This is a genomic window from Bacillus sp. YBWC18 (genome assembly GCF_002998775.1).
Classification (GTDB): domain Bacteria; phylum Bacillota; class Bacilli; order Bacillales; family Bacillaceae; genus Bacillus.
Genome location: NZ_PVRI01000001.1, coordinates 503,335 through 522,664, shown reverse-complemented (window position 1 = coordinate 522,664; position 19,330 = coordinate 503,335). Strand labels below are relative to the sequence as shown.

General features: G+C 40.9%; 19 protein-coding genes. 7 read left to right on the top strand and 12 right to left on the bottom strand.

The window, feature by feature from the left end; translation table 11 throughout:
• Positions 1 to 210: 210 nt before the first annotated feature.
• On the bottom strand, positions 211 to 1,128 hold the full coding sequence (gene cyoE, locus C6348_RS02770; RefSeq protein ID WP_003211774.1) for a heme o synthase: 918 nt from the start codon (positions 1,126 to 1,128) through the stop codon (positions 211 to 213).
• Between the two features lie 394 nt (positions 1,129 to 1,522).
• Between cyoE and C6348_RS02765 the strand changes: the two genes are divergently transcribed.
• Positions 1,523 to 2,446 carry a COX15/CtaA family protein gene (locus tag C6348_RS02765; RefSeq protein ID WP_106041789.1) on the top strand — a complete coding sequence of 308 codons (924 nt, stop codon included), beginning with the start codon at positions 1,523 to 1,525 and terminating at the stop codon, positions 2,444 to 2,446.
• A gap of 40 nt (positions 2,447 to 2,486) precedes the next feature.
• Here C6348_RS02765 and C6348_RS02760 read toward each other — a convergent pair whose 3' ends face one another.
• The 5 genes from C6348_RS02760 to glsA form a co-directional block, all read right to left on the bottom strand.
• Positions 2,487 to 3,920 carry a cryptochrome/photolyase family protein gene (locus C6348_RS02760; protein WP_106041787.1) on the bottom strand — a complete coding sequence of 478 codons (1,434 nt, stop codon included), beginning with the start codon at positions 3,918 to 3,920 and terminating at the stop codon, positions 2,487 to 2,489.
• A gap of 99 nt (positions 3,921 to 4,019) precedes the next feature.
• On the bottom strand, positions 4,020 to 7,466 hold the full coding sequence (pyc, locus tag C6348_RS02755) for a pyruvate carboxylase (RefSeq protein ID WP_106037795.1): 3,447 nt from the start codon (positions 7,464 to 7,466) through the stop codon (positions 4,020 to 4,022).
• Between the two features lie 80 nt (positions 7,467 to 7,546).
• Positions 7,547 to 8,758, bottom strand: a complete 1,212-nt coding sequence (gene ftsW, locus C6348_RS02750) for a putative lipid II flippase FtsW (RefSeq protein ID WP_034662626.1) — start codon at positions 8,756 to 8,758, stop codon at positions 7,547 to 7,549.
• A 210-nt stretch (positions 8,759 to 8,968) separates the two neighbouring features.
• Positions 8,969 to 9,250 (bottom strand): Fpa/YlaN family protein, encoded by a 282-nt coding sequence (locus C6348_RS02745; RefSeq protein ID WP_003212509.1) that lies wholly within the window; start codon positions 9,248 to 9,250, stop codon positions 8,969 to 8,971.
• 122 nt (positions 9,251 to 9,372) lie between these two features.
• Positions 9,373 to 10,302 (bottom strand): glutaminase A, encoded by a 930-nt coding sequence (gene glsA, locus C6348_RS02740; RefSeq protein ID WP_034662630.1) that lies wholly within the window; start codon positions 10,300 to 10,302, stop codon positions 9,373 to 9,375.
• Between the two features lie 120 nt (positions 10,303 to 10,422).
• Here glsA and C6348_RS02735 point away from each other — a divergent pair, with 120 nt between their 5' ends.
• Positions 10,423 to 10,905 (top strand): hypothetical protein, encoded by a 483-nt coding sequence (locus C6348_RS02735; protein WP_106041785.1) that lies wholly within the window; start codon positions 10,423 to 10,425, stop codon positions 10,903 to 10,905.
• Positions 10,906 to 10,920: 15 nt separating this feature from the next.
• On the opposite strand, the gene C6348_RS02730 is transcribed toward C6348_RS02735, so the two are convergent.
• A complete protein-coding gene (locus C6348_RS02730) occupies positions 10,921 to 12,243 on the bottom strand; it encodes a PhoH family protein (RefSeq protein ID WP_106041783.1) in 1,323 nt (440 codons plus the stop codon).
• A 140-nt stretch (positions 12,244 to 12,383) separates the two neighbouring features.
• On the opposite strand from C6348_RS02730, the gene C6348_RS02725 reads away from it, so the two are divergent.
• Positions 12,384 to 13,001: a YhcN/YlaJ family sporulation lipoprotein gene (locus C6348_RS02725; RefSeq protein ID WP_034662638.1), complete on the top strand. Its 618-nt coding sequence runs from the start codon at positions 12,384 to 12,386 to the stop codon at positions 12,999 to 13,001.
• Between the two features lie 101 nt (positions 13,002 to 13,102).
• Entirely contained in the window at positions 13,103 to 13,333 is a 231-nt protein-coding gene (locus C6348_RS02720) for a YlaI family protein (protein WP_012009835.1), read from the top strand.
• 31 nt (positions 13,334 to 13,364) lie between these two features.
• On the opposite strand, the gene C6348_RS02715 is transcribed toward C6348_RS02720, so the two are convergent.
• Together C6348_RS02715 and typA are read right to left on the bottom strand one after the other, a co-directional pair.
• Positions 13,365 to 13,646, bottom strand: coding sequence for a YlaH-like family protein (locus C6348_RS02715; protein WP_044334035.1), 282 nt, complete (start codon positions 13,644 to 13,646; stop codon positions 13,365 to 13,367).
• A gap of 96 nt (positions 13,647 to 13,742) precedes the next feature.
• Positions 13,743 to 15,581, bottom strand: a complete 1,839-nt coding sequence (gene typA / locus C6348_RS02710) for a translational GTPase TypA (RefSeq protein WP_034662645.1) — start codon at positions 15,579 to 15,581, stop codon at positions 13,743 to 13,745.
• A 113-nt stretch (positions 15,582 to 15,694) separates the two neighbouring features.
• On the opposite strand from typA, the gene C6348_RS02705 reads away from it, so the two are divergent.
• Positions 15,695 to 15,874, top strand: a complete 180-nt coding sequence (locus C6348_RS02705; protein ID WP_034662648.1) for a DUF5325 family protein — start codon at positions 15,695 to 15,697, stop codon at positions 15,872 to 15,874.
• A gap of 275 nt (positions 15,875 to 16,149) precedes the next feature.
• Positions 16,150 to 16,785 (top strand): hypothetical protein, encoded by a 636-nt coding sequence (locus C6348_RS02700; RefSeq protein WP_066030952.1) that lies wholly within the window; start codon positions 16,150 to 16,152, stop codon positions 16,783 to 16,785.
• 156 nt (positions 16,786 to 16,941) lie between these two features.
• On the opposite strand, the gene C6348_RS02695 is transcribed toward C6348_RS02700, so the two are convergent.
• Together C6348_RS02695 and C6348_RS02690 are read right to left on the bottom strand one after the other, a co-directional pair.
• Positions 16,942 to 17,748 carry an inositol monophosphatase family protein gene (locus tag C6348_RS02695; RefSeq protein WP_106041781.1) on the bottom strand — a complete coding sequence of 269 codons (807 nt, stop codon included), beginning with the start codon at positions 17,746 to 17,748 and terminating at the stop codon, positions 16,942 to 16,944.
• Between the two features lie 133 nt (positions 17,749 to 17,881).
• On the bottom strand, positions 17,882 to 18,070 hold the full coding sequence (locus tag C6348_RS02690; protein WP_003211901.1) for a hypothetical protein: 189 nt from the start codon (positions 18,068 to 18,070) through the stop codon (positions 17,882 to 17,884).
• 288 nt (positions 18,071 to 18,358) lie between these two features.
• On the opposite strand from C6348_RS02690, the gene C6348_RS02685 reads away from it, so the two are divergent.
• A complete protein-coding gene (locus tag C6348_RS02685; RefSeq protein ID WP_106041779.1) occupies positions 18,359 to 18,994 on the top strand; it encodes a DUF1054 domain-containing protein in 636 nt (211 codons plus the stop codon).
• Positions 18,995 to 19,025: 31 nt separating this feature from the next.
• Here C6348_RS02685 and C6348_RS02680 read toward each other — a convergent pair whose 3' ends face one another.
• A complete protein-coding gene (locus C6348_RS02680; protein ID WP_106041777.1) occupies positions 19,026 to 19,295 on the bottom strand; it encodes a UPF0223 family protein in 270 nt (89 codons plus the stop codon).
• Positions 19,296 to 19,330 lie beyond the last annotated feature (35 nt).

Genomic DNA, 19,330 nt, shown 5'->3' with positions numbered 1-19,330 from the left:
TTTTCACCCATTCATAACCCCCGCCTCTTATAAAAGCACTTACATTTCCTCTTTTCATAAAAAAATGATGTTTTTACTCAAAATACCATCTATGTATAAACAGAAAGCCGCCTAAATAGAACTGAATATCAGGCGGCTTTCATAGTTGTTAGAAAATGTTGTGTTATAAGATATAGCCATTGTTTTGATGTGATCAAAGTGTATTTTACTCTAGAATAGTGTAATGATAATCATCGCGACGAAAAAGATGGTTAAGTAGTTTAATGAATAAACGAACATGAGCGTTGACCACTTCATGACGTCTTTCATTTTAAAGCCCATAAGGCCAATGACGAGCCATCCAATATTCAGCAATGTGCCAAGTGCGACAATCGGCCATCCTAATCCACCTAAGAAAAATGGAAGTGGAAGAAGACATGCTGTCCAAATGATAATTTGGCGTTTCGTGACTTCAAAGCCATAAACGACTGGCAGCATTGGAATACCTGCCTTACGGTAATCTTCCGTTTTCTTAATCGCAAGTGACAGGAAGTGAGGGATTTGCCAAATGAACATAATCATAAACAAAACCCAAGCCGTTGTGTCAATTGTACCTGTGACAGCTGTCCAGCCGATTAATGGCGGCACCGCACCAGATACACTTCCAATAACGGTATTGATGGTGTAATGACGTTTAGACCACATGGTGTAAAGAACTGCATAAGTAAAGACTCCGATAAAACCAATCACTGCTGATGTTATGGTTGTCATCAGAAGCATGATGAGTCCAAGTACAACAAGCAAAATACCAAATGCATACGCTTGCCCCGGCTGAATCTTACCTGTAACCGTCGGTCTTGTTTTTGTTCTTTCCATTAATATATCAATATCACGGTCAAACGCATTATTAATGGCGCATGAACCGGCAATAATAAGAGAAGAACCAATCATTGTTAACAGCACAATATCAAGATTCCCAAGGAAACTCATACCTGTAAAATAAAAAGCAAGCCACATTCCAGTAAATGTTGTAATGAAGTTGGAATTGACGATGCCCATTTTAATCAGAGCAAGAAAATCTTTCCAAGCTGTTGTTTCTTCTATTTGTCCATGAATAGCTGCTTCAGCGGCTGTTTTGGAATTTGCCAATGTGTATAACCTCCCTTGCCCAAACCTTCAAACGAACAAATGAAACGTAAATTCGTTACAACTCTATCATACAAGATAAACAGCTGTAAAAAAACATCCTATTAAATAATAAACGACAATCTTGAAGTTATTTGTGAACTTTTCGTGAATTTATAAGGATTTATGTGTGTTTCAGAAGGCGGTGCAAAATGAAATATTCTCTCCTCTATTTCTATCAGACTGTCAAAGAAAGATCAAGCACTCTAAATCTGTAAACTTTGTGAACTAACATATCATTTTTTTGTGAACTTTGGTCATTATGAATTGCAACAGAACACGCATTTGGCTTAAACTTGAGAGCATATGAGGTTTTTCATTTAGATCAGAAGTTTTTTAGAGAAGGTGAAATAATTTGATGAAATTTGCTTTAAGGTTATTGAGCGTGATCACAACGTTTGTGATGCTGATCGTTTTGATTGGCGGTGCGCTTGTGACGAAAACCGGCTCGGGTCTTGGCTGCGGCCGGCAGTGGCCCCTTTGCCACGGACGTTTCTTCCCTGAAATGAACCCTGCTTCCATCATCGAATGGAGTCACCGCATGTCAACAGGGGTTTCCACCATTCTTGTTCTGGCACTGGCGGTCTTATGCTGGAAAAAGATTAGTCCAGTATTCCGTGAAACCAAATTTTTGGTCATCATGTCGATTATATTCTTACTGCTTCAAGCGCTTTTAGGAGCTCTAGCCGTCGTGTTTGGTTCTAACGCCCTTGTGATGGCACTGCACTTCGGTATTTCACTCATTTCTTTTGCTTCAGTGTTACTGCTTGCGCTTCTTGTATTTGAAGCAACCAGATCTGAAACAAAGCTTGTGAAGCCGCTTCATATCGGCAAAAAAATGCAGTTCCATATTTATGGTTTGATCACCTATACGTATATCGTGGTGTATACGGGTGCTTATGTGAGGCATACAAAGTCAAGCCTTGCTTGTTCTGTCTTCCCGTTTTGTTCAAAAGACGGTGCACTTCCAGCGTACTTTAATCAGTGGGTGCAAATGTCTCACCGAGCAGCAGCACTTCTTTTATTCGTCTGGATATTTGTTGCGATGTTCCATGCCATGAAACATTATAAAGAACAGAAGCAGCTGTATTATGGATGGATTCTTTCAGCCATTCTGATTACACTTCAAGCCATTTCAGGTGTGATGTCTGTTTATTCTCAGCTTGCACTTGGTTACGCGCTGGTTCATTCATTCTTTATTTCCGGTTTGTTTGGGATACTTTGTTACTTCTGCTTACTCATTGCCCGGTTTAAATATGAAAGCAAAGAACCATTCAAATAAGAATTTGTATCCCCCTTTCATGAGGAATGGGGGATTTGTTTTATTGTTGTTTTGCTTCTTCAAATAGCGAAATGGCTTTTTTGCGTCTTTCCTGATGATCAACTGTCGGCAACGGGTATGTATCACCTAGCACACATTCCGATTTCAGTTGTTCATCTAATGGCATTTTAATTGGTTCATGTATCCACTTTTCATCGACATGCTCTAGCTCTGGTACATATCTTCTAATATATTCCCCGCTCGGATCAAATCGCTTCGACTGGGTCGTTGGGTTAAAAATACGGAAGTACGGCACGGCATCTGTCCCGACAGAGGCAGCCCACTGAAATCCTCCGATATTTGACGCCTCATCATAATCCACAAGTTTTTTTGCAAAATACGCTTCGCCCTTTCTCCAATCAATCAAATAATCCTTTGTTAAAAATGAGGCTGTGACCATTCGCAAGCGGTTATGCATCCAGCCCACCTCATTTAACTGTCTCATCCCTGCATCAACGAGCGGAAAGCCTGTTTCCCCTTTACACCAAGCTTCAAACAGCGCCTCATCTTCATTCCATTTCATCCCTTGAAACGCCGAATTGATTTCTTTTTCTTTCATCTCAGGATAATGCGCATAAATCATATGGTAAAAATCACGCCATGCCAGCTCTTTGATAAAGGTCTCTCTACCCTCGTCTTCAAATAGTGCTTCTTCATACATCGCATGAAAAATCGTTCGGATCGAAATAGTGCCTGTTTTTAAGAAACGCGACAGCTTGCTCGTTCCAAAAAGAGACGGAATATCTCGTTTCTCATGGTAACGCGTTAATCTTTTTTGGATAAAGTGATGCAGCGTGTTCATCGCTTTGTCAGAGCCGATTTGATCAAACTTCCTTGAGCAGCCCTTTAACAAGTCTCGCAGTTTGTCATTTCCTTTTTGCGAAAGTGACTCATCACAAATCGTATGCTCGCTGCTGAAAAATGATTTGTCAACTTTTATCACAGGCTGCTTCTCTTGCTTCCGCCATGATTGATAGTATGGGGTAAACACTTGATAATGTGAGCCATCTGCTTTTAAAATATCTCGTGCCCCGTGAAGATGTGTATCTTGCCACGTTGACACATGAATGACCTTCTTTTCTAAAAAATCGGTTACTTGCTGGTCACGCCTTTGGCCGATACCCACTTCATCTTCATTAAAAAAGACAGCTTTGATGTCATACACATCCATGACCTGCTGAAAGACGCGCAGGACATCATCATGGAGAAGGTGAACATAAATTTGAGATTCTCTCGCTTCCTTGACGAAATGCGCCAAGTTTTGAAAGAAATGTTCGTTGTTTATATCCAGCTCCATTTCAGTAAAAAATGGATCTAGATGATAAAGAGCCAATAATTTGTACTCGTGTTTTTTTGCATATGTGATCGCTTTTGATAAGGCGATATGATCATCCAATCGCATATCTCGGCGAAACCAAATCACGACAATTTCCAACTTTCTTCACCTCACTCTATAGTGTAATTACTCTCGCAGGCTGCTACACATTTTAATGCGCTCAAAAAAAGACACATCACGATGGATGTGTCTCACTTATTATTCAGGCTTTAACACAATCAGCAGATCACCGGTTTGAATCGGTTCTCCATTTGTCACATGTATTTCATCTACGACCGCAGTGAATGGCGCTTGTACAGTCGTTTCCATTTTCATGGCTTCATTGATCATCAAATGCTCACCTTGCGAGATTTTCTGTCCTTTTTCCACGAGCACTTTGATGACAGTGCCTGGCATTGATGCGGCAATGTGATTTGGATTTGAACGGTCCGCCTTCATTTTTTCTTGAACGGAGGATTTGATGCTTTCATCCTTAATCACCACTTCACGCGGCTGGCCATTTAACTCAAAGTAAAGAACTCTTGTGGCATCTGGATTCGGTTCTCCAATCGACACGAGTTTGACAATCAGGGTTTTTCCTTTTTCGATTTCTACCTCAATCTCTTCACCAAGCCTCATCCCATAGAAGAACGTTGGAGTGTCAAGAACAGAGATGTCCCCATAGCTTTCTGCTGTTTGGACAAATTCAGAAAAGACTTTTGGATATAAGGCATACGCAATCGCGTCTTGCTCTGTCAGCGTCAGGTCATGAGATTCTTTGAACTGCTGCTGAATAGCTTCAAAGTCCACTGGCTTCAGCTTCTCACCAGGTCTGACAGTGAGCGGTTCTTCTCCTTTTAAAATCAGCTTTTGTAATTTTTCAGGGAATCCGCCATGCGGCTGGCCTAAATAGCCTTTAAATAATTCCACAACAGAATCCGGGAAGTCTAATGTTGCTCCTTTTTCATAGACATCTTCCTCTGTTAAATCATTTTGCACCATATAAAGTGCCATGTCTCCAACTACTTTAGAGGAAGGTGTGACCTTCACAATATCACCAAACATGTCATTCACACGTCTGTACATTTCTTTTACTTCGTTCCAGCGGTCGCCAAGGCCAACACCTTTCGCCTGCTGCTGCAAGTTACTATACTGACCGCCAGGCATTTCATGCTCATAAATTTCTGTATGAGGTGAGTTCATGCCGCTTTCGAATTCACGATAGTATTTTCTGACAGAATCCCAGTATTGAGAAAGGTGTTCGACAGATTGGACGTTCATGTCTGGCTTTCTTTCATGTCCATCTAAAGCATAGTACAGTGAGCTTGCACTTGGCTGCGATGTGAGTCCGGCCATAGAGCTGACGGCCACATCCACAATATCAACGCCTGCATCAATCGCTCTTGCATAGGTGAACAGTCCATTTCCACTCGTATCATGCGTATGAAGATGGATAGGGATCGTGAGCTCATCTTTTAAAGCAGAGACTAACTCATAAGCTGCCTGCGGCTTTAATAATCCCGCCATATCTTTAATACCTAAAATATGTGCACCGGCAGATTCAAGCTCTTTCGCAAGAGATACATAATACTCAAGATCATATTTCGGACGAGATGGATCAAGAATGTCCCCCGTATAACAAATGGCTGCCTCTGCCACTTTGCCTGATTCACGAACAGAATCAATGGCAAGCGTCATGCCTTTGACCCAGTTTAAGCTATCGAAAATACGGAAGACGTCAATGCCTGCTTCGGCCGACTCCTTTACAAATGCTTTAATCACATTATCCGCATAGTTTGTATATCCGACAGCGTTTGATGATCTTAAAAGCATTTGGAACAACGTGTTTGGCACTTCTTGGCGTAGCTCTTTTAATCGTTCCCAAGGATCTTCTTTTAAGAAACGGTACGCAACATCAAATGTAGCGCCGCCCCACATTTCCATACTAAACAGCTCTGGCCATAAACCTGCTGTTGGCTGGGCAACTTTCTTTAAATCATGTGTTCTGAAGCGTGTCGCAAGCAGAGACTGATGCGCATCCCTAAAGGTTGTATCTGTTAAAAGGACGCTATTTTGTTCTTTCACCCAATTGGCAAGGCCCTCAGGTCCATGTGTGTCTAACAATTGTTTTGTCCCAGACGGAATCTCTTGATGTAGAGGAAGCTTCGGTACAATTGGCTTGTCAAAATGAGGCTTCTTTTTCTCCGCTATACCAGGGAATCCATTAATGGTCACGTTACCAATATAAGTCAGCATCTTCGTTCCACGGTCTTTTTGCTTAGGGAAATTAAATAGCTCTGGCGTTGAATCGATAAACGACGTATCGTATTCCCCTTTTAGAAACTTCTCATGCTTTGCCACGTTTTCAAGAAACGGAATGTTTGTTTTAATCCCGCGAATCCTGAATTCCTGTAAATTTCGGACCATTTTAGCAGCCGCTTGGTCAAATGTGAGCGCCCATGTGGACAGCTTGACCAATAGTGAATCGTAATAAGGTGTAATGACTGCACCTTGAAAGCTGTTCCCTGTATCAAGTCGTACACCAAATCCCCCACCTGAACGGTAGGCCATAATTTTTCCTGTGTCTGGCATAAAATCATTTAAAGGATCTTCTGTTGTGACCCTTGATTGAATGGCAAAGCCATGTGTAAAAATATCTTCTTGCTTTGGTATACCGACTTCCTTGCTGTGAAGGTCATGACCCTTTGCGACAAGAATTTGGGTTTGGACGATATCGACACCTGTGATCATTTCAGTGATCGTGTGTTCTACCTGTACCCTTGGATTGACTTCAATAAAGTAAAACTCTCCATTTGCGACAAGGAATTCTACAGTCCCTGCATTAATATACGATACATTCTGGGCCAGCTGAACAGCCGCTTCGCAAATATCTTCACGCAGTTGATCTGTAAGAGACACACTTGGCGCCACTTCAATGACCTTTTGATGCCGCCTTTGAACAGAGCAGTCACGCTCATATAAATGAATGATATTGCCGTGATTGTCACCAATCACCTGCACCTCAATATGTTTCGGATTTTCAATCAATTTTTCAACGTATACTTCGTCATTTCCAAAAGCAGCTTTTGCCTCTGACTTCGCACGGTCATAGGCTTCCTTCAGCTCCTCTTTCGTTCTGACAATCCGCATACCTCGGCCGCCGCCGCCTAGTGAAGCTTTAATAATAAACGGGTAACCGTATTCTTCACCGAATTTTTCGACTTCTTTGACCGAATCAACTGGTCCGTCACTTCCTGGAATGACTGGAATTCCAGCTTTTTTCGCTTCATCTCTTGCCTTTACTTTATCTCCAAACATATCTAAATGCTGAGAAGTTGGACCGATAAATTGAATGCCTTCCTCTTCGCATCGTCTTGCAAAATGAATATTTTCAGATAAAAATCCGTAACCTGGATGGATCGCATCCACGTCATTTCGTTTTGCAATTTCGATGATCCCCTCGATATCAAGGTAGGCATCAATCGGTTTTTTCCCTTCTCCAACTAGATATGCTTCATCTGCTTTATAGCGATGATAAGAGCCCGAGTCTTCTTTGGAATAAATGGCCACTGTACGTAAATTGAGCTCCGTACAGGCCCTGAAGACTCTGATAGCAATTTCCCCTCTGTTTGCAACTAGAACCTTTTGAATTGTTCTCTGTGACATTTCTCACTCCTCCATATCCCTTAAAATTTTATATGTACTCTATAATAAAGGAAGAAATGAAAACTGTACACTTTTGTTTTCTAAAGATTCAAAGTTTTCTGCAATCCATTTTTTTGAACTGATGGCTTGCTCATTGATTTTTTCTTTTTGTAACGCTCTTTATATTCAGTAAACATGCTGATATTCAGCAATATTCCCATACAGCCGCTAAGTAAAATGATGGACGATCCCCCGTAGCTGATAAATGGAAGTGTGACCCCTGTAATCGGAATCAGACCTGAAACACCGCCTAAATTAATGCATGTTTGGATCGCAATCATGGAGGAAATTCCTATTGCAAGCAAACTTCCAAATGGATCTTCACACTTTCTTGCAATATAAAAACCTTTCACAACGATGAAGCCAAGGAGAGCGAGAACAAAAAATACACCGAAAAAGCCAAGCTCTTCTGAAATGATCGCCATGATAAAATCTGTATGCGGCTCTGGAAGATATCCGTACTTTTGAACGCTTTCTCCGAGACCCAGTCCAAAAAAGCCGCCTGATCCAATGGCATAATAGGAATTAATCAATTGATGTCCAGTCGCCCCTGCATCTTTAAATGGATCTTGGAAACTCTCAAAACGCCCGAGACGATTTTGCGTGAAAATTTTATCCCAAAAAAGAATAATAAATGGGGTCACGACGACCATCACGGCACTAAATAGCGCCAGCAGCTTCGCAAGTGTTTTCCCGCTAAAGCCTGAGCATAAAATCATCGCAAGGGCAATCATGCCAATGATAAAGGCTGTCCCATAGTCTGGCTGCAAAATGATAAATCCGCATAAGATCGAGACAATCACGATGGGAGGTGTGACTCCTCGTAAAATATGATCAATATAATGCTGCTTTTTTGCATACACAGCAGCAAGATAGATAATGACGACAATCTTCACAAATTCCGCTGGCTGAAGACTAAATGGGCCTATTTTAATCCAGCTTCTTGCGTTCCCTGCAATATGACCGCCAAAGTACACATAGATGAGTGAAAACACTGATAGCAGCAGCATACCGATCTGAAATTTCTTATTTGAAAACAGCTGATATGGAACTAGTGCTGTAAAGAACAAGATGACCGCTCCAACGATCATAAATAAAAGCTGTTTCTTAAAAAAATTATCTGGCGCGGCATCGTATCTGATCACAGATGTAATCATACTTGAGCTATACACCATGACCAAACCGAATGCGCTAATTAAGATAATGGCGAACAATAATGAGTAGTCATACGATTTTAGCATTCTCTTTAACATATAATCCTCTTCCTAACGTCTGTTTCTACTGCTTGATATCCTCTTAGCTGTTTTTATTCTACTACATTTTCTCCGTTTGATCTCGTTTTACCTCTTTTATATTGTTCGTCATTCGTGAAAGAATCAAGTCCGTTTGACATCAATCAATGAAAAGAAAATAGAGGACAAAAAAACTCAAACTTATGTTGTAGAAGTTTGAGTTTTCAATCATTATTTTTTTGTGAACGCATCATGAAGTGCGGAAAGCTCTCTCTCAAGTTTATCGAGTAGTTTCTTACCTTCATGTTGATCAACTAATCCAAGCCGGACAGCAAAATCAATTTCTCTCGATAATCCGAACATTTGAGTATCTAAAACCTCTTCATAAAGAGGACATTGCGGCATCGTTAAGTTGTCCATTTGCACTTGGATCAATTTTAAAATTTTATCTGCATCCAATTTTAATAAAGCCAGTGCTTTTTGCCGATGATCGACTAAAATTTCTGACGCCAAAAGTATCCCTCCGTTCCCCAGGCGAGTACCTAATTCTTCTATTTATCATAAAGCGAAACGCCCAAAATTGCAAGCAGATTTGTACAGTTCGCTTTGTAAAAATAAAAAGAAGCCTTCCTGCATTAAAAGATACTCATCTCGTATTTTTCACTCATCAGCTCAAGCAGCTTAATCCCAGCAATACTATTCCCTTTTTCATCCAGAGCAGGACCGAAGATACCGATCCCAAAATCATATGGTGCCGCCCCCATAATACCGCCTGAGACACCACTTTTTGCAGGAATTCCGATGTTAATGGCAAATTCTCCGCTCGCATTGTACATGCCGCACGTCACCATAAAGGTTTTACAAATTCTAGCGACATCTTTCGAAAGAATCTGCTTACCCGTCTCTGGATGTCTGCCGTCTAATGAAAAAACACAAGCAATTTTCGCCAAATCCAAGCTGTTCATCATGATGGCACATTGTTTCGTATAGACGTCCATGACTTCTTCTACGTTCCCTCTAATAATATGATATTGCTTCATATAATAGCACATCGCCCGGTTAATCATGGATGTCTCAAATTCGGAGGCAGCTGTTTCTTTGCAGTATGTAATGCTTTTGTCATTTGCAAGCTCTCTAATGAAGCCAAGCAAACGGCTCAGCTGATCTTGCGGAGTCGCTCCTCTGATTAAACTCGTGACTGCGAGCGCCCCTGCATTAATCATTGGATTCAGCGGTTTATTCGGGCTCGCTGTTTCCAGTTTGATCATCGAATTAAACGGGTCACCTGTTGGTTCTTGTCCAACAAATTGAAAGACTTTTTTTGGTCCTTCTTCTGAGAGCACGAGCGCAAGTGCTAGTACTTTTGAAATGCTTTGAAGAGTAAACCGTTTATCTACATCTCCTGCCGAGTGGCACGTATTACTCACATGATACACAGCCACAGATAAATCCGTCTGATCCGCTTTGCCGAGAGCGGGAATATAGGATGCTACTTGACCATCTTTGGCCACTTTTTTTGCTTCTTCTACAAATCGCTGAAGCTCTTCATTGTCGCGACATGCCATGCCTAATATCCTCCCTATCTTTCATGTAAGATTAGTGTGTACAAGGAGACGCATGTTTATGAAAGTGACAAAGCGGGGGAAAACTTCTATAATTTATGTTGGAAAGGGGTTGTCTTGAACATGAGCATCATTCAAATCAAGGGGAACGTACAGTACAAGATCACCATTGATCCAAGTGTATGGATTTTTGATGACCGTAAATTTTTAATGGATTCATTCTTTGAAAAAAGTGCAGAAAGTGAAGTGAATCAGCTAGATCAGGAGCTTGACCAAGAGCGGGTCATAAGAGAAGGTCAAACACTTCCACCCACGTTAAAAACAGAGAAGAAGTACGAAAAAGAAAGACTCGTCACAGGCAGCTTCGGGATGAAGCTTGGCGATATGCTAAAAAATGCTGAGCCGCTTGAACATGCGGATACATGCGAATTTGTCACAGAAACAGGTACAATTGCTGTGCCGCTTTCTCAGGCAATGGAGAGCATTGCTCATTTCAGCCAAAATGGTAAGCCAATCACAGAAGAAGGACCAATCCACGTCTATTTCGCGGATCAGTCCAACCTCACTCAGCCGATAAAAGGTGTCAAAGAGCTGATGATTACATAAGTCAGAGGGTCTGGACTATAGCAAATCAGCGGCAAGCTGTGCAAGTCCAGACCTTTCTCCTTTGACAAGCTTGACATGTCCAGAGATTTGCTGTCCTTTGAACCGCTCGATCACATACGTAAGCCCATTATTTAAGCTGTCTAAATAAGGATGATCAATCTGCTCTGGATCTCCCATCAGTACAATTTTACTTCCTTCTCCGACTCGCGTTAATAATGTTTTCACCTCGTGCTTTGTTAAATTCTGCGCCTCATCAATGATAATAAATTGATCAGGTATACTTCTTCCCCGGATATATGTTAATGCTTCGACTTGAATAGATCCAATTCCCGCCAAAATCGCATCAAGCTCACCAGGCTTTTTTGTATTAAATAAAAACTCTAGGTTGTCATAGATCGGCTGCATCCATGGTCTGAGCTTTTCTTCCTTTTCTCCTGGCAAGTAGCCTAAGTCTTTCCCAACAGGTACGATTGAGCGCGCCACGATCAATTTTTTAAACATACCGAGGTCCTCTGTCTGCATTAATCCGGCAGCAAGTGCAAGCAATGTTTTACCAGTCCCCGCTTTTCCGATCAGCGTCACGAGCGGAATGTCACGGCGCAAAAGCAGCTCGAGTGCCATCGTCTGCTGGACATTTTTTGGACGGATTCCCCAAATATACTCTTGATCATAAACGAGACGTTTCACATGCTCTGCCTTTTGATCAAGCATTCCTAAAGCAGAACCGCCTTCATTTCCCTTCATGATGACAAATTGATGAGGGTTGAATGGTGCACTTGTGACCTCTTTTATTGGTAATTGATTTTGTTTATAAAATGTATTCATTTGCTCAGTCGGAATGTAGAGCTCATGATAGCCATTATCGATGTCTTCATTTTGCAGAACACGGTCACTTAAGAAGTCTTCTGCTTGAAGCCCTATAGCATCCGCCTTTACCCGCACTAAGACATCCTTGCTGACCAAAATGACAGGCCGGCCATGAGGTTTTGTTTCTTCCTCTAAGCTCAAATTTTTCGCGACTGCCAAAATCCGATTATCGTTCGTTTTTTCAATAAAAATTTCTTGAAGCTCATGGAAGGAGCGGTGATTCAGTTCAATGCGCAGCGTCCCTTTTGATTCTAGTGTAATTTTTTCATGCAGTTTCCCTTTCGATCTTAAACCGTCGATTAAGCGTGATACACGCCGGGCATTTTGCCCAACCTCGTCCATATATCTCTTTTTCGAGTCTACTTCTTCTAACACAACGGCTGGTATGACGACCTCGTTGTCTTCAAATGAAAAGATTGAATTCGGATCCTGTAATAACACATTTGTGTCTAATACATAAATTTTACTCAGGTCCTTCGCCTCCTGATCGGGGTTTCATTCATCCTTGTCTTTCCCAAAACGATTGTTAAAATATATGTTTTCATGAATAAAGTTAGAAGGTTAATTCAACAATAAAATAAATCATGCAGTTTGTGAAGGAGGGAATATAGATGCGACTATTTATGACATTATTCATGATTCAAGCCATCATTCTGTTGGGCGCTTGCCAGCAGCAGGAAAAGCCAGAAGCACTGGACAAGCAAGATGGACGCCAGCACGTAGTACGGGTGTCAGACTCAACAAAGAAAAAGACCAATCAAGCCCGGTCATCCACAGATGTTGCGCAGCATCTTGTCAAAGTGACAGAGAACGTAGCAGATGTCAATGATGCAACGGCGATCGTCATCGGCCGCTATGCTGTTGTTGGTATTGATGTAAAAGATGATTTAGATAGAAGCAAAGTAGAAACCATTAAATATTCAGTTGCAAAAGCGCTGAAAAATGACCCAGAAGGTGCGAATGCTGTTGTAGTCGCTGATCCGGATACAGTCAGCCGGTTAAAAGAAATGGGCAAAGAAATACAAGCAGGCCGTCCTGTAAGTGGTATTATGGATGAACTAGCTGCCATTGTCGGCCGCGTGATGCCAGAGATGCCGAGAAATGAAATCGATCGTCACGAAAAAGACCCGACGAATGAGCCAAATGATCAGCTCAAACAAAACGATCAAAAGCAGTTAGACAAACATCAAAATGATCAATCAAACCATCATATGAATCAGAAGAAATAAAGAGAACGGCTTATATCTCCTGTGATATAAGCCTTTTTCTACGCTGATTTCAAGTGCTTAGAAAACATGCTATAATAAATGCAATAAGTGAGGTGAAAATGATGAGAGTGAAGTGCTCATTATGTGAGAAGCTTGAAACCATTGATGATGATACACTCGTTGCTAAGCGGTTAAGAAATCGACCGATTCATACATATATGTGCGATGACTGTCAGGAACGCATTAAAGTAAAGACAGAAGCACGCATCAAAACTGGCAGATTCTCTCTTTATCAAGATCCTGCGACGAAAGAGAAAAAGAAGAAAAAAGGAAAAAAAGAACAAAAGACATAAAAAAGACCTGACACATGTTCAGGTCTTTTTTTTACGTATTCACTGTTCCTTCTTTTTTTGCACGATGCAGCCGTATTTTATAAATAATCAAAATGGCAGCTGCCACGACTAGGCCTTCCGCTACTGGCAGAAAGATTCCTAGAAATGTGAGAAACGTGCAGCCAAAAATCAAAAACAAGTAAATCACGAGTGCTTTTAAAATCGGTAAACGTCTAGCAAAGCCGAGCTTAAAAACAATAATCGCTAAAACAAGGATGGTACCATATAGGAGCCACATCCCTGTTTGCGGATTTTCATCGACACGAAACAGCATCGCGAAAAAGGATAGATTTTCACTTACTTCCTGATCATTCAAAAAGATTCCCTCCCCTTATCTTTCAGGGTTCTATCTTTTTAATTCTTCATGGAATTACGATAATCCTGCTAGCTTTTTCTTCTTCGCTGCTTTCTCACGTTCGTTTTTATCTAAAATTTTCTTTCTTAAACGAATCGATTCAGGTGTAACCTCACAGTATTCGTCTTCATTCAAGTACTCAAGAGATTCCTCAAGTGACATAATACGTGGTTTCTTCATGCTCACCGTTTGATCTTTCGTCGCTGAACGTACGTTTGTTTGTTGTTTCATACGGCTCACGTTGACAACAAGATCGTTCTCACGGTTATGCTCACCAACAATCATTCCTTGGTATACTTCAGTACCCGGCTCAACGAAGATCACACCGCGCTCTTCAACGCCTTGGATTCCGTAAGCAGTCGCTTTACCTGTTTCCATTGAAACAAGTACACCTTGACGGCGTCCGCCAACTTGGCCAGACTGCATTGGCTGGTAGCTGTCAAACGTATGGTTTAAAATACCAAAACCACGAGTTAATGAAAGAAATTCAGTTGTATATCCGATTAAACCACGTGATGGCACTGTAAAGATTAGGCGAACTTGACCGTTACCATTATTGATCATGTCAATCATTTCACCTTTTCTTGCGCCCATTGATTCCATGATAGAGCCAGTGTGCTCTTCTGGCACATCAATTTGAACGCGTTCAACAGGCTCACATCGAACACCATCAACTTCTTTTACAATAACTTCTGGCTTCGATACTTGTAATTCAAATCCTTCACGTCTCATATTCTCAATAAGAATGGATAAGTGAAGCTCTCCGCGTCCAGATACAACCCAAGCATCAGGTGAATCAGTTGGATCCACACGAAGACTGACGTCTGTTTGAAGCTGCTGCTCTAAGCGCTCTTCAATTTTACGTGATGTCACGTATTTTCCTTCACGGCCTGCAAATGGGCTGTTGTTTACAACAAACGTCATTTGAAGTGTCGGCTCATCAATACGAAGGATTGGCAGGGCCTCTTGGTGTTCTACCGGACAAACCGTTTCACCTACGTTGATGTCTTCCATTCCCGATACAGCAACAAGATCTCCTGCTTTCGCTTCGTTGATTTCCACTCGTTTTAACCCTTGGAAACCAAAAATCTTTGTCACACGGAATTGTTTCACACTGCCGTCAACTTTCATTAAGGCCACTTGCTGTCCTACTTGCATTGTTCCTCTGAATACACGGCCGATCCCGATTCTTCCAACATAATCATTGTAATCAAGTAGTGCCACTTGGAATTGAAGCGGCTCTTCATGGTTATCAACTGGGCAAGGGATATGGTTCACAATGGCTTCAAACAAAGATTCCATGTTTTCATCTTGCTTGCTCGCATCGTTACTTGCTGTACCATTGATTGCTGATGCATAGACAACTGGGAATTCAAGCTGTTCTTCTGTTGCATCCAATTCAATGAACAAGTCAATTACTTCATCGACTACTTCAGCCGGACGAGCAAAGTCGCGGTCAATTTTGTTGACAACAACGATTGGTGTTAAGTTTTGCTCAAGTGCTTTTTTCAGCACAAAGCGTGTTTGAGGCATACAGCCTTCATAAGCATCCACAACGAGAAGTACACCATCTACCATTTTCATGATACGCTCAACTTCACCACCGAAATCGGCGTGTCCTGGTGTATCTAAAATATTAATGCGTGTATCTTTATAATGGATCGCAGTATTTTTAGCTAAAATCGTAATACCGCGCTCTCGCTCTAAATCATTTGAATCCATGGCTCTCTCAGCGATATTTTCATTCGCACGGAAAGTACCAGCTTGATGGAGCAATTGGTCAACAAGCGTCGTTTTACCATGGTCAACGTGGGCAATAATTGCGATGTTGCGAAGATCTTTTCGAAGTTTCACATTTTCATCTCCTAAAATAATTAGATAACTTTCATATTATATCACAATCCCCTTTAAATGCCGATCGTTTTTCTGTAAACTTATATTAACTCTAAAAAAAGGGATGGAGACAAATGAAACAAATCAAATGGCTTCTATTATTATGTGCATTACTTGCAGTTGTCAGTATGGCGTTTATTGGGGTATCTCTTGCAGAAAAAAACGTGCTGGGTATTTGTCTAAGTATTATGTTCGCCATGATTTTCATGGGTACAGGATTTACATTAAAAAGAAAATTAAACGTGCAATCATAAAATTCCTCAAAAGCCTTTTACATTCTACATGTAGAAGGCTTTTTATTTTGAGTAAAAATAAGACCAACCACCTATGAAAGCTCGAGTGTAGAGACAAAACATATCATATAGAATTGGCAAAAGTAAGCAATCTGAACCTCTTCATTTTTCGACAATAACGTTTATAGTTCTCCAAAACCAAACATAAAGTTACAATTTTCCTATTCTTCCACAAAGTTTCTCATGGTATGCTGTTCTTGCAACAAAATTTAACAGAAAAGGGAGAGAAAAGAAGCATGAAGAAGTTTTTGAGTAAATCGCTCAGCTCTGTTGTATTTTTCGCTTTAGCTATCATCCTTACTTTCACAACAGTAGCTCCTGGGCAAGCAAGTGCTGCAACTTTCAAAGGGATTCCTTTTGAACAGCAGCAAATCATTAAAGAATTATTGGAGAAAAACGAGCGCGTCATCAACATTCTCATCAATTCATTTGTTGAAGAAGACAACAGCTACACATTTGATGTGAAAAAAGCTGTTGAGCTCGGACTAACTGAAGAAGAAGCGGCGACTGCTGAGAAATTCTTAGATCGCGCAGCTGTTCTTACAATCGTTTTCAGTGAAAGCATCACTAAAAACGAAAAAGGGAAATTGATCTTTGATTCAGCAAAAGCTGTTGAACTTGGTCTTACGAAAGAAGAAGCAGCTAAATTCGAAAAACTTTTCAAATCAGTGATCAGACTTGCTGATCTTGCTGGTGATGCACTTGTTCTAGACAAAAAAGGAAACGTTGTAATTGATTCAAAAATTGCAAAAGGTCTTGGATTCAGCTCTACTGAATTACTTGTTTTCAACCAAATGCTTAAGAAAATTCCTCAAGAGCAATTAAAAACGTTCTATGATGCAGTTCAAATGGCAAAAGAAAAATTAAGCTAAGCAAAAAACCCCCATCTGGTTCGCCCAGATGGGGGTTTTTTATTTCAGCCAATAAAGAATGATCACTTGACTTTTTCATATCGACAACTAGTCATTTGTTACCAAAAAGTTTCATCAAACACAAAAAATCACTTCATTCTCATGAAGTGATTTGGTTTATTTTTTATTTCCACTGCCTTTTATGTAATCGTGTAAAATCTTTTCACAAACGGATCGATTTCCGGCGACGATACTGTTTTTCTCTAGAAAAGTTAGGCGTTCTCCATGTATATTTGAGTAGACAGCCCCTACTTCATCTAGAATCACACACCCTGCTGCATAATCCCACGGCGCAAGCCTTAACGTAACGTATGCGTCACTTCTGCCGCTTGCGATATAAGCGAGCTCAAGGGCAGCTGATCCAATCGTTCTCGTCCCTCTCACATCACGCACGAGACGGGCAAACGGTTTAGCATCAAAATAAGGGCTTTCGATCGCCCAGGTCGGGTTAATGCCGACAATGGCTTTTTCAATCGCTACATCTTTTAATGGCGGAAGCAGGGTATCATTCATATAGGCCCCTTCCCCTTTGACCGCATGGTAAAGCTCGTCATGAATGACGTCATAAATGAGACCGATTTTCCCTATGCCATTTTCAAATATCCCGATGGAAATGGCAAAGTTGCGTTTTTGATGGACAAAGTTCATTGTGCCATCGATTGGATCAATGATCCACACAATCCCATCCAGCGAGGTCACCTCTTCCCCTTGTCCCTCTTCTCCTAAAATGTGATGATCTGAAAATGTCGATTGTATCTTTTCAATGAAAAAACGTTCTGTTTCTTTATCGATATTAGTGACAAGATCATTTGGATTTGATTTTGTTTCAATTGATAGACCTTCCTGCATGGACGCTTTAATACGGCTTCCTGCTTCTTTTACCCAAAGCTTTGCAAGACGGTCAATTTCCACCCAGTTTGTCATCAGACTGTAAACCTCTTTTCTATGTAATACCTATTTGTTTTAGCATACTGATATTATGTACGTAAAAGCAAGAAAAAAGCAGCTTCATACAAAAACGAACCGATGAATTGGTTCGTTTTTACCTCACCTTGTTTTACCCTTTAAGCTGCTCCCATTCTTTTCTTAGGCGCTCAAGCTTTCGTTTGCTGCGTTCGATTTGGATGTCATCTTTTTGCTCGATGGCTTCATGAAGCGTAGAAAGCTCATAATCCACCTCTAATCTCCACACAGCGATGCGATTCTTCTTCTCCTGTCTATACCCCTGCTTCACGATTTGCTTCATTTGGTCAACGCCCCTTCCAGAGAATGATTCATTCCTTGTCAGTTTTCATTGATAAAAAATTCAATCGATAAGAGAATTGGTTCTTGCTTATATCGTATGAAGCGATCGCATAACCGCAACGACATTCTAAAAATTGTGTCTTTACCTATTTGTTATGTACCACAAAATCGTTGTTTTTAAACGCTGCCCTATTTCCTCTACAATCTTTGATCTGTTGGTGCATCTTTTTTTGAGCTTAACCCAAGCTATGATAAAATATGATCAGCTAAAGAATACAGGAGGCATAATATGAGTGAAATGCGTTTTAGAGATGAAGATTTTGAGACATTTACAGTTGACGGTTTAGATGAACGAATGACCGTATTAAAAGAAAGAGTCCGTCCAAAGCTTGAGGCACTTGGTGAACACTTTGCACCACTTCTTTCTTCTATTACAGGAGACGAAATGTTTGTACATGTCGCAAAGCACGCTAGAAGATCAGTCAATCCGCCAAATGATACGTGGGTTGCTTTTGCAAACAGCAAGCGTGGGTATAAAAAACTCCCTCATTTTCAAATTGGGCTTTGGAAAACACATGTCTTTGTATGGTTTGCGCTCATTTATGAATCTCCTGTGAAAAGCGAGTATGGTCAGCTGTTCGAAAAAGAACTAGATACCATTCAGAAGAAAATACCACAAGATTTTGTTTGGTCTAAAGATCATATGAAACCAGATGTCATGCGTCACAGCGAGCTTGATGCAGAACAGCTGAAAACGCTGTTTGAACGTGTCCAAACGGTGAAAAAAGCTGAGCTCCTTTGCGGCATTCAGCTGCCTAGAGAAGAAGTCGTTCAAATGAATAATGAAGAATTCTTATCAAAAATCGAAGATGCCTTCCGCACGTTGACTTATCTATACCGCTTTACACAAAAAGAATCTGTATAAAAAAAACGAGCCCATGCAGGCTCGTTTTTTCTTACATACGTATAACGGCTTTCTCTTCTGCCTCTCTTGCAGATTTCACTGTACGATAAGGAGAATACCCGCTTTCCTTTTCAAACGCTGCACAATGCGTCTTTTCCTCTGCTTTTGATGGCACAACCTCTTTAAATCGCTTATAAGTATCTAATAACTCCTGCTTCGCAATTCCTTTTTCATAGGCTTTTTCAACAGCTTGAAAAAACGAAATAACGGCAATCTTTTCCTCTGTCGTCCAGTCGACATCCATTGGATATTGATATTCCATTTACTTGTCCCTCACTTTAACACTCATTTCTTATT

Bases quoted from the DNA above. Each gene is read 5' to 3' on its own strand.
- C6348_RS02765 (WP_106041789.1), top strand. From the start codon at position 1,523: ATGAAATTTGCTTTAAGGTTATTGAGCGTGATCACAACGTTTGTGATG.
- pyc (WP_106037795.1), bottom strand. From the start codon at position 7,466: ATGTCACAGAGAACAATTCAAAAGGTTCTAGTTGCAAACAGAGGGGAA.
- ftsW (WP_034662626.1), bottom strand. From the start codon at position 8,758: ATGTTAAAGAGAATGCTAAAATCGTATGACTACTCATTATTGTTCGCC.
- glsA (WP_034662630.1), bottom strand. From the start codon at position 10,302: ATGGCATGTCGCGACAATGAAGAGCTTCAGCGATTTGTAGAAGAAGCA.
- C6348_RS02735 (WP_106041785.1), top strand. From the start codon at position 10,423: ATGAGCATCATTCAAATCAAGGGGAACGTACAGTACAAGATCACCATT.
- C6348_RS02725 (WP_034662638.1), top strand. From the start codon at position 12,384: ATGCGACTATTTATGACATTATTCATGATTCAAGCCATCATTCTGTTG.
- C6348_RS02720 (WP_012009835.1), top strand. From the start codon at position 13,103: ATGAGAGTGAAGTGCTCATTATGTGAGAAGCTTGAAACCATTGATGAT.
- C6348_RS02715 (WP_044334035.1), bottom strand. From the start codon at position 13,646: ATGCTGTTTCGTGTCGATGAAAATCCGCAAACAGGGATGTGGCTCCTA.
- C6348_RS02705 (WP_034662648.1), top strand. From the start codon at position 15,695: ATGAAACAAATCAAATGGCTTCTATTATTATGTGCATTACTTGCAGTT.
- C6348_RS02700 (WP_066030952.1), top strand. From the start codon at position 16,150: ATGAAGAAGTTTTTGAGTAAATCGCTCAGCTCTGTTGTATTTTTCGCT.
- C6348_RS02695 (WP_106041781.1), bottom strand. From the start codon at position 17,748: ATGACAAACTGGGTGGAAATTGACCGTCTTGCAAAGCTTTGGGTAAAA.
- C6348_RS02690 (WP_003211901.1), bottom strand. From the start codon at position 18,070: ATGAAGCAAATCGTGAAGCAGGGGTATAGACAGGAGAAGAAGAATCGC.
- C6348_RS02685 (WP_106041779.1), top strand. From the start codon at position 18,359: ATGAGTGAAATGCGTTTTAGAGATGAAGATTTTGAGACATTTACAGTT.
- C6348_RS02680 (WP_106041777.1), bottom strand. From the start codon at position 19,295: ATGGAATATCAATATCCAATGGATGTCGACTGGACGACAGAGGAAAAG.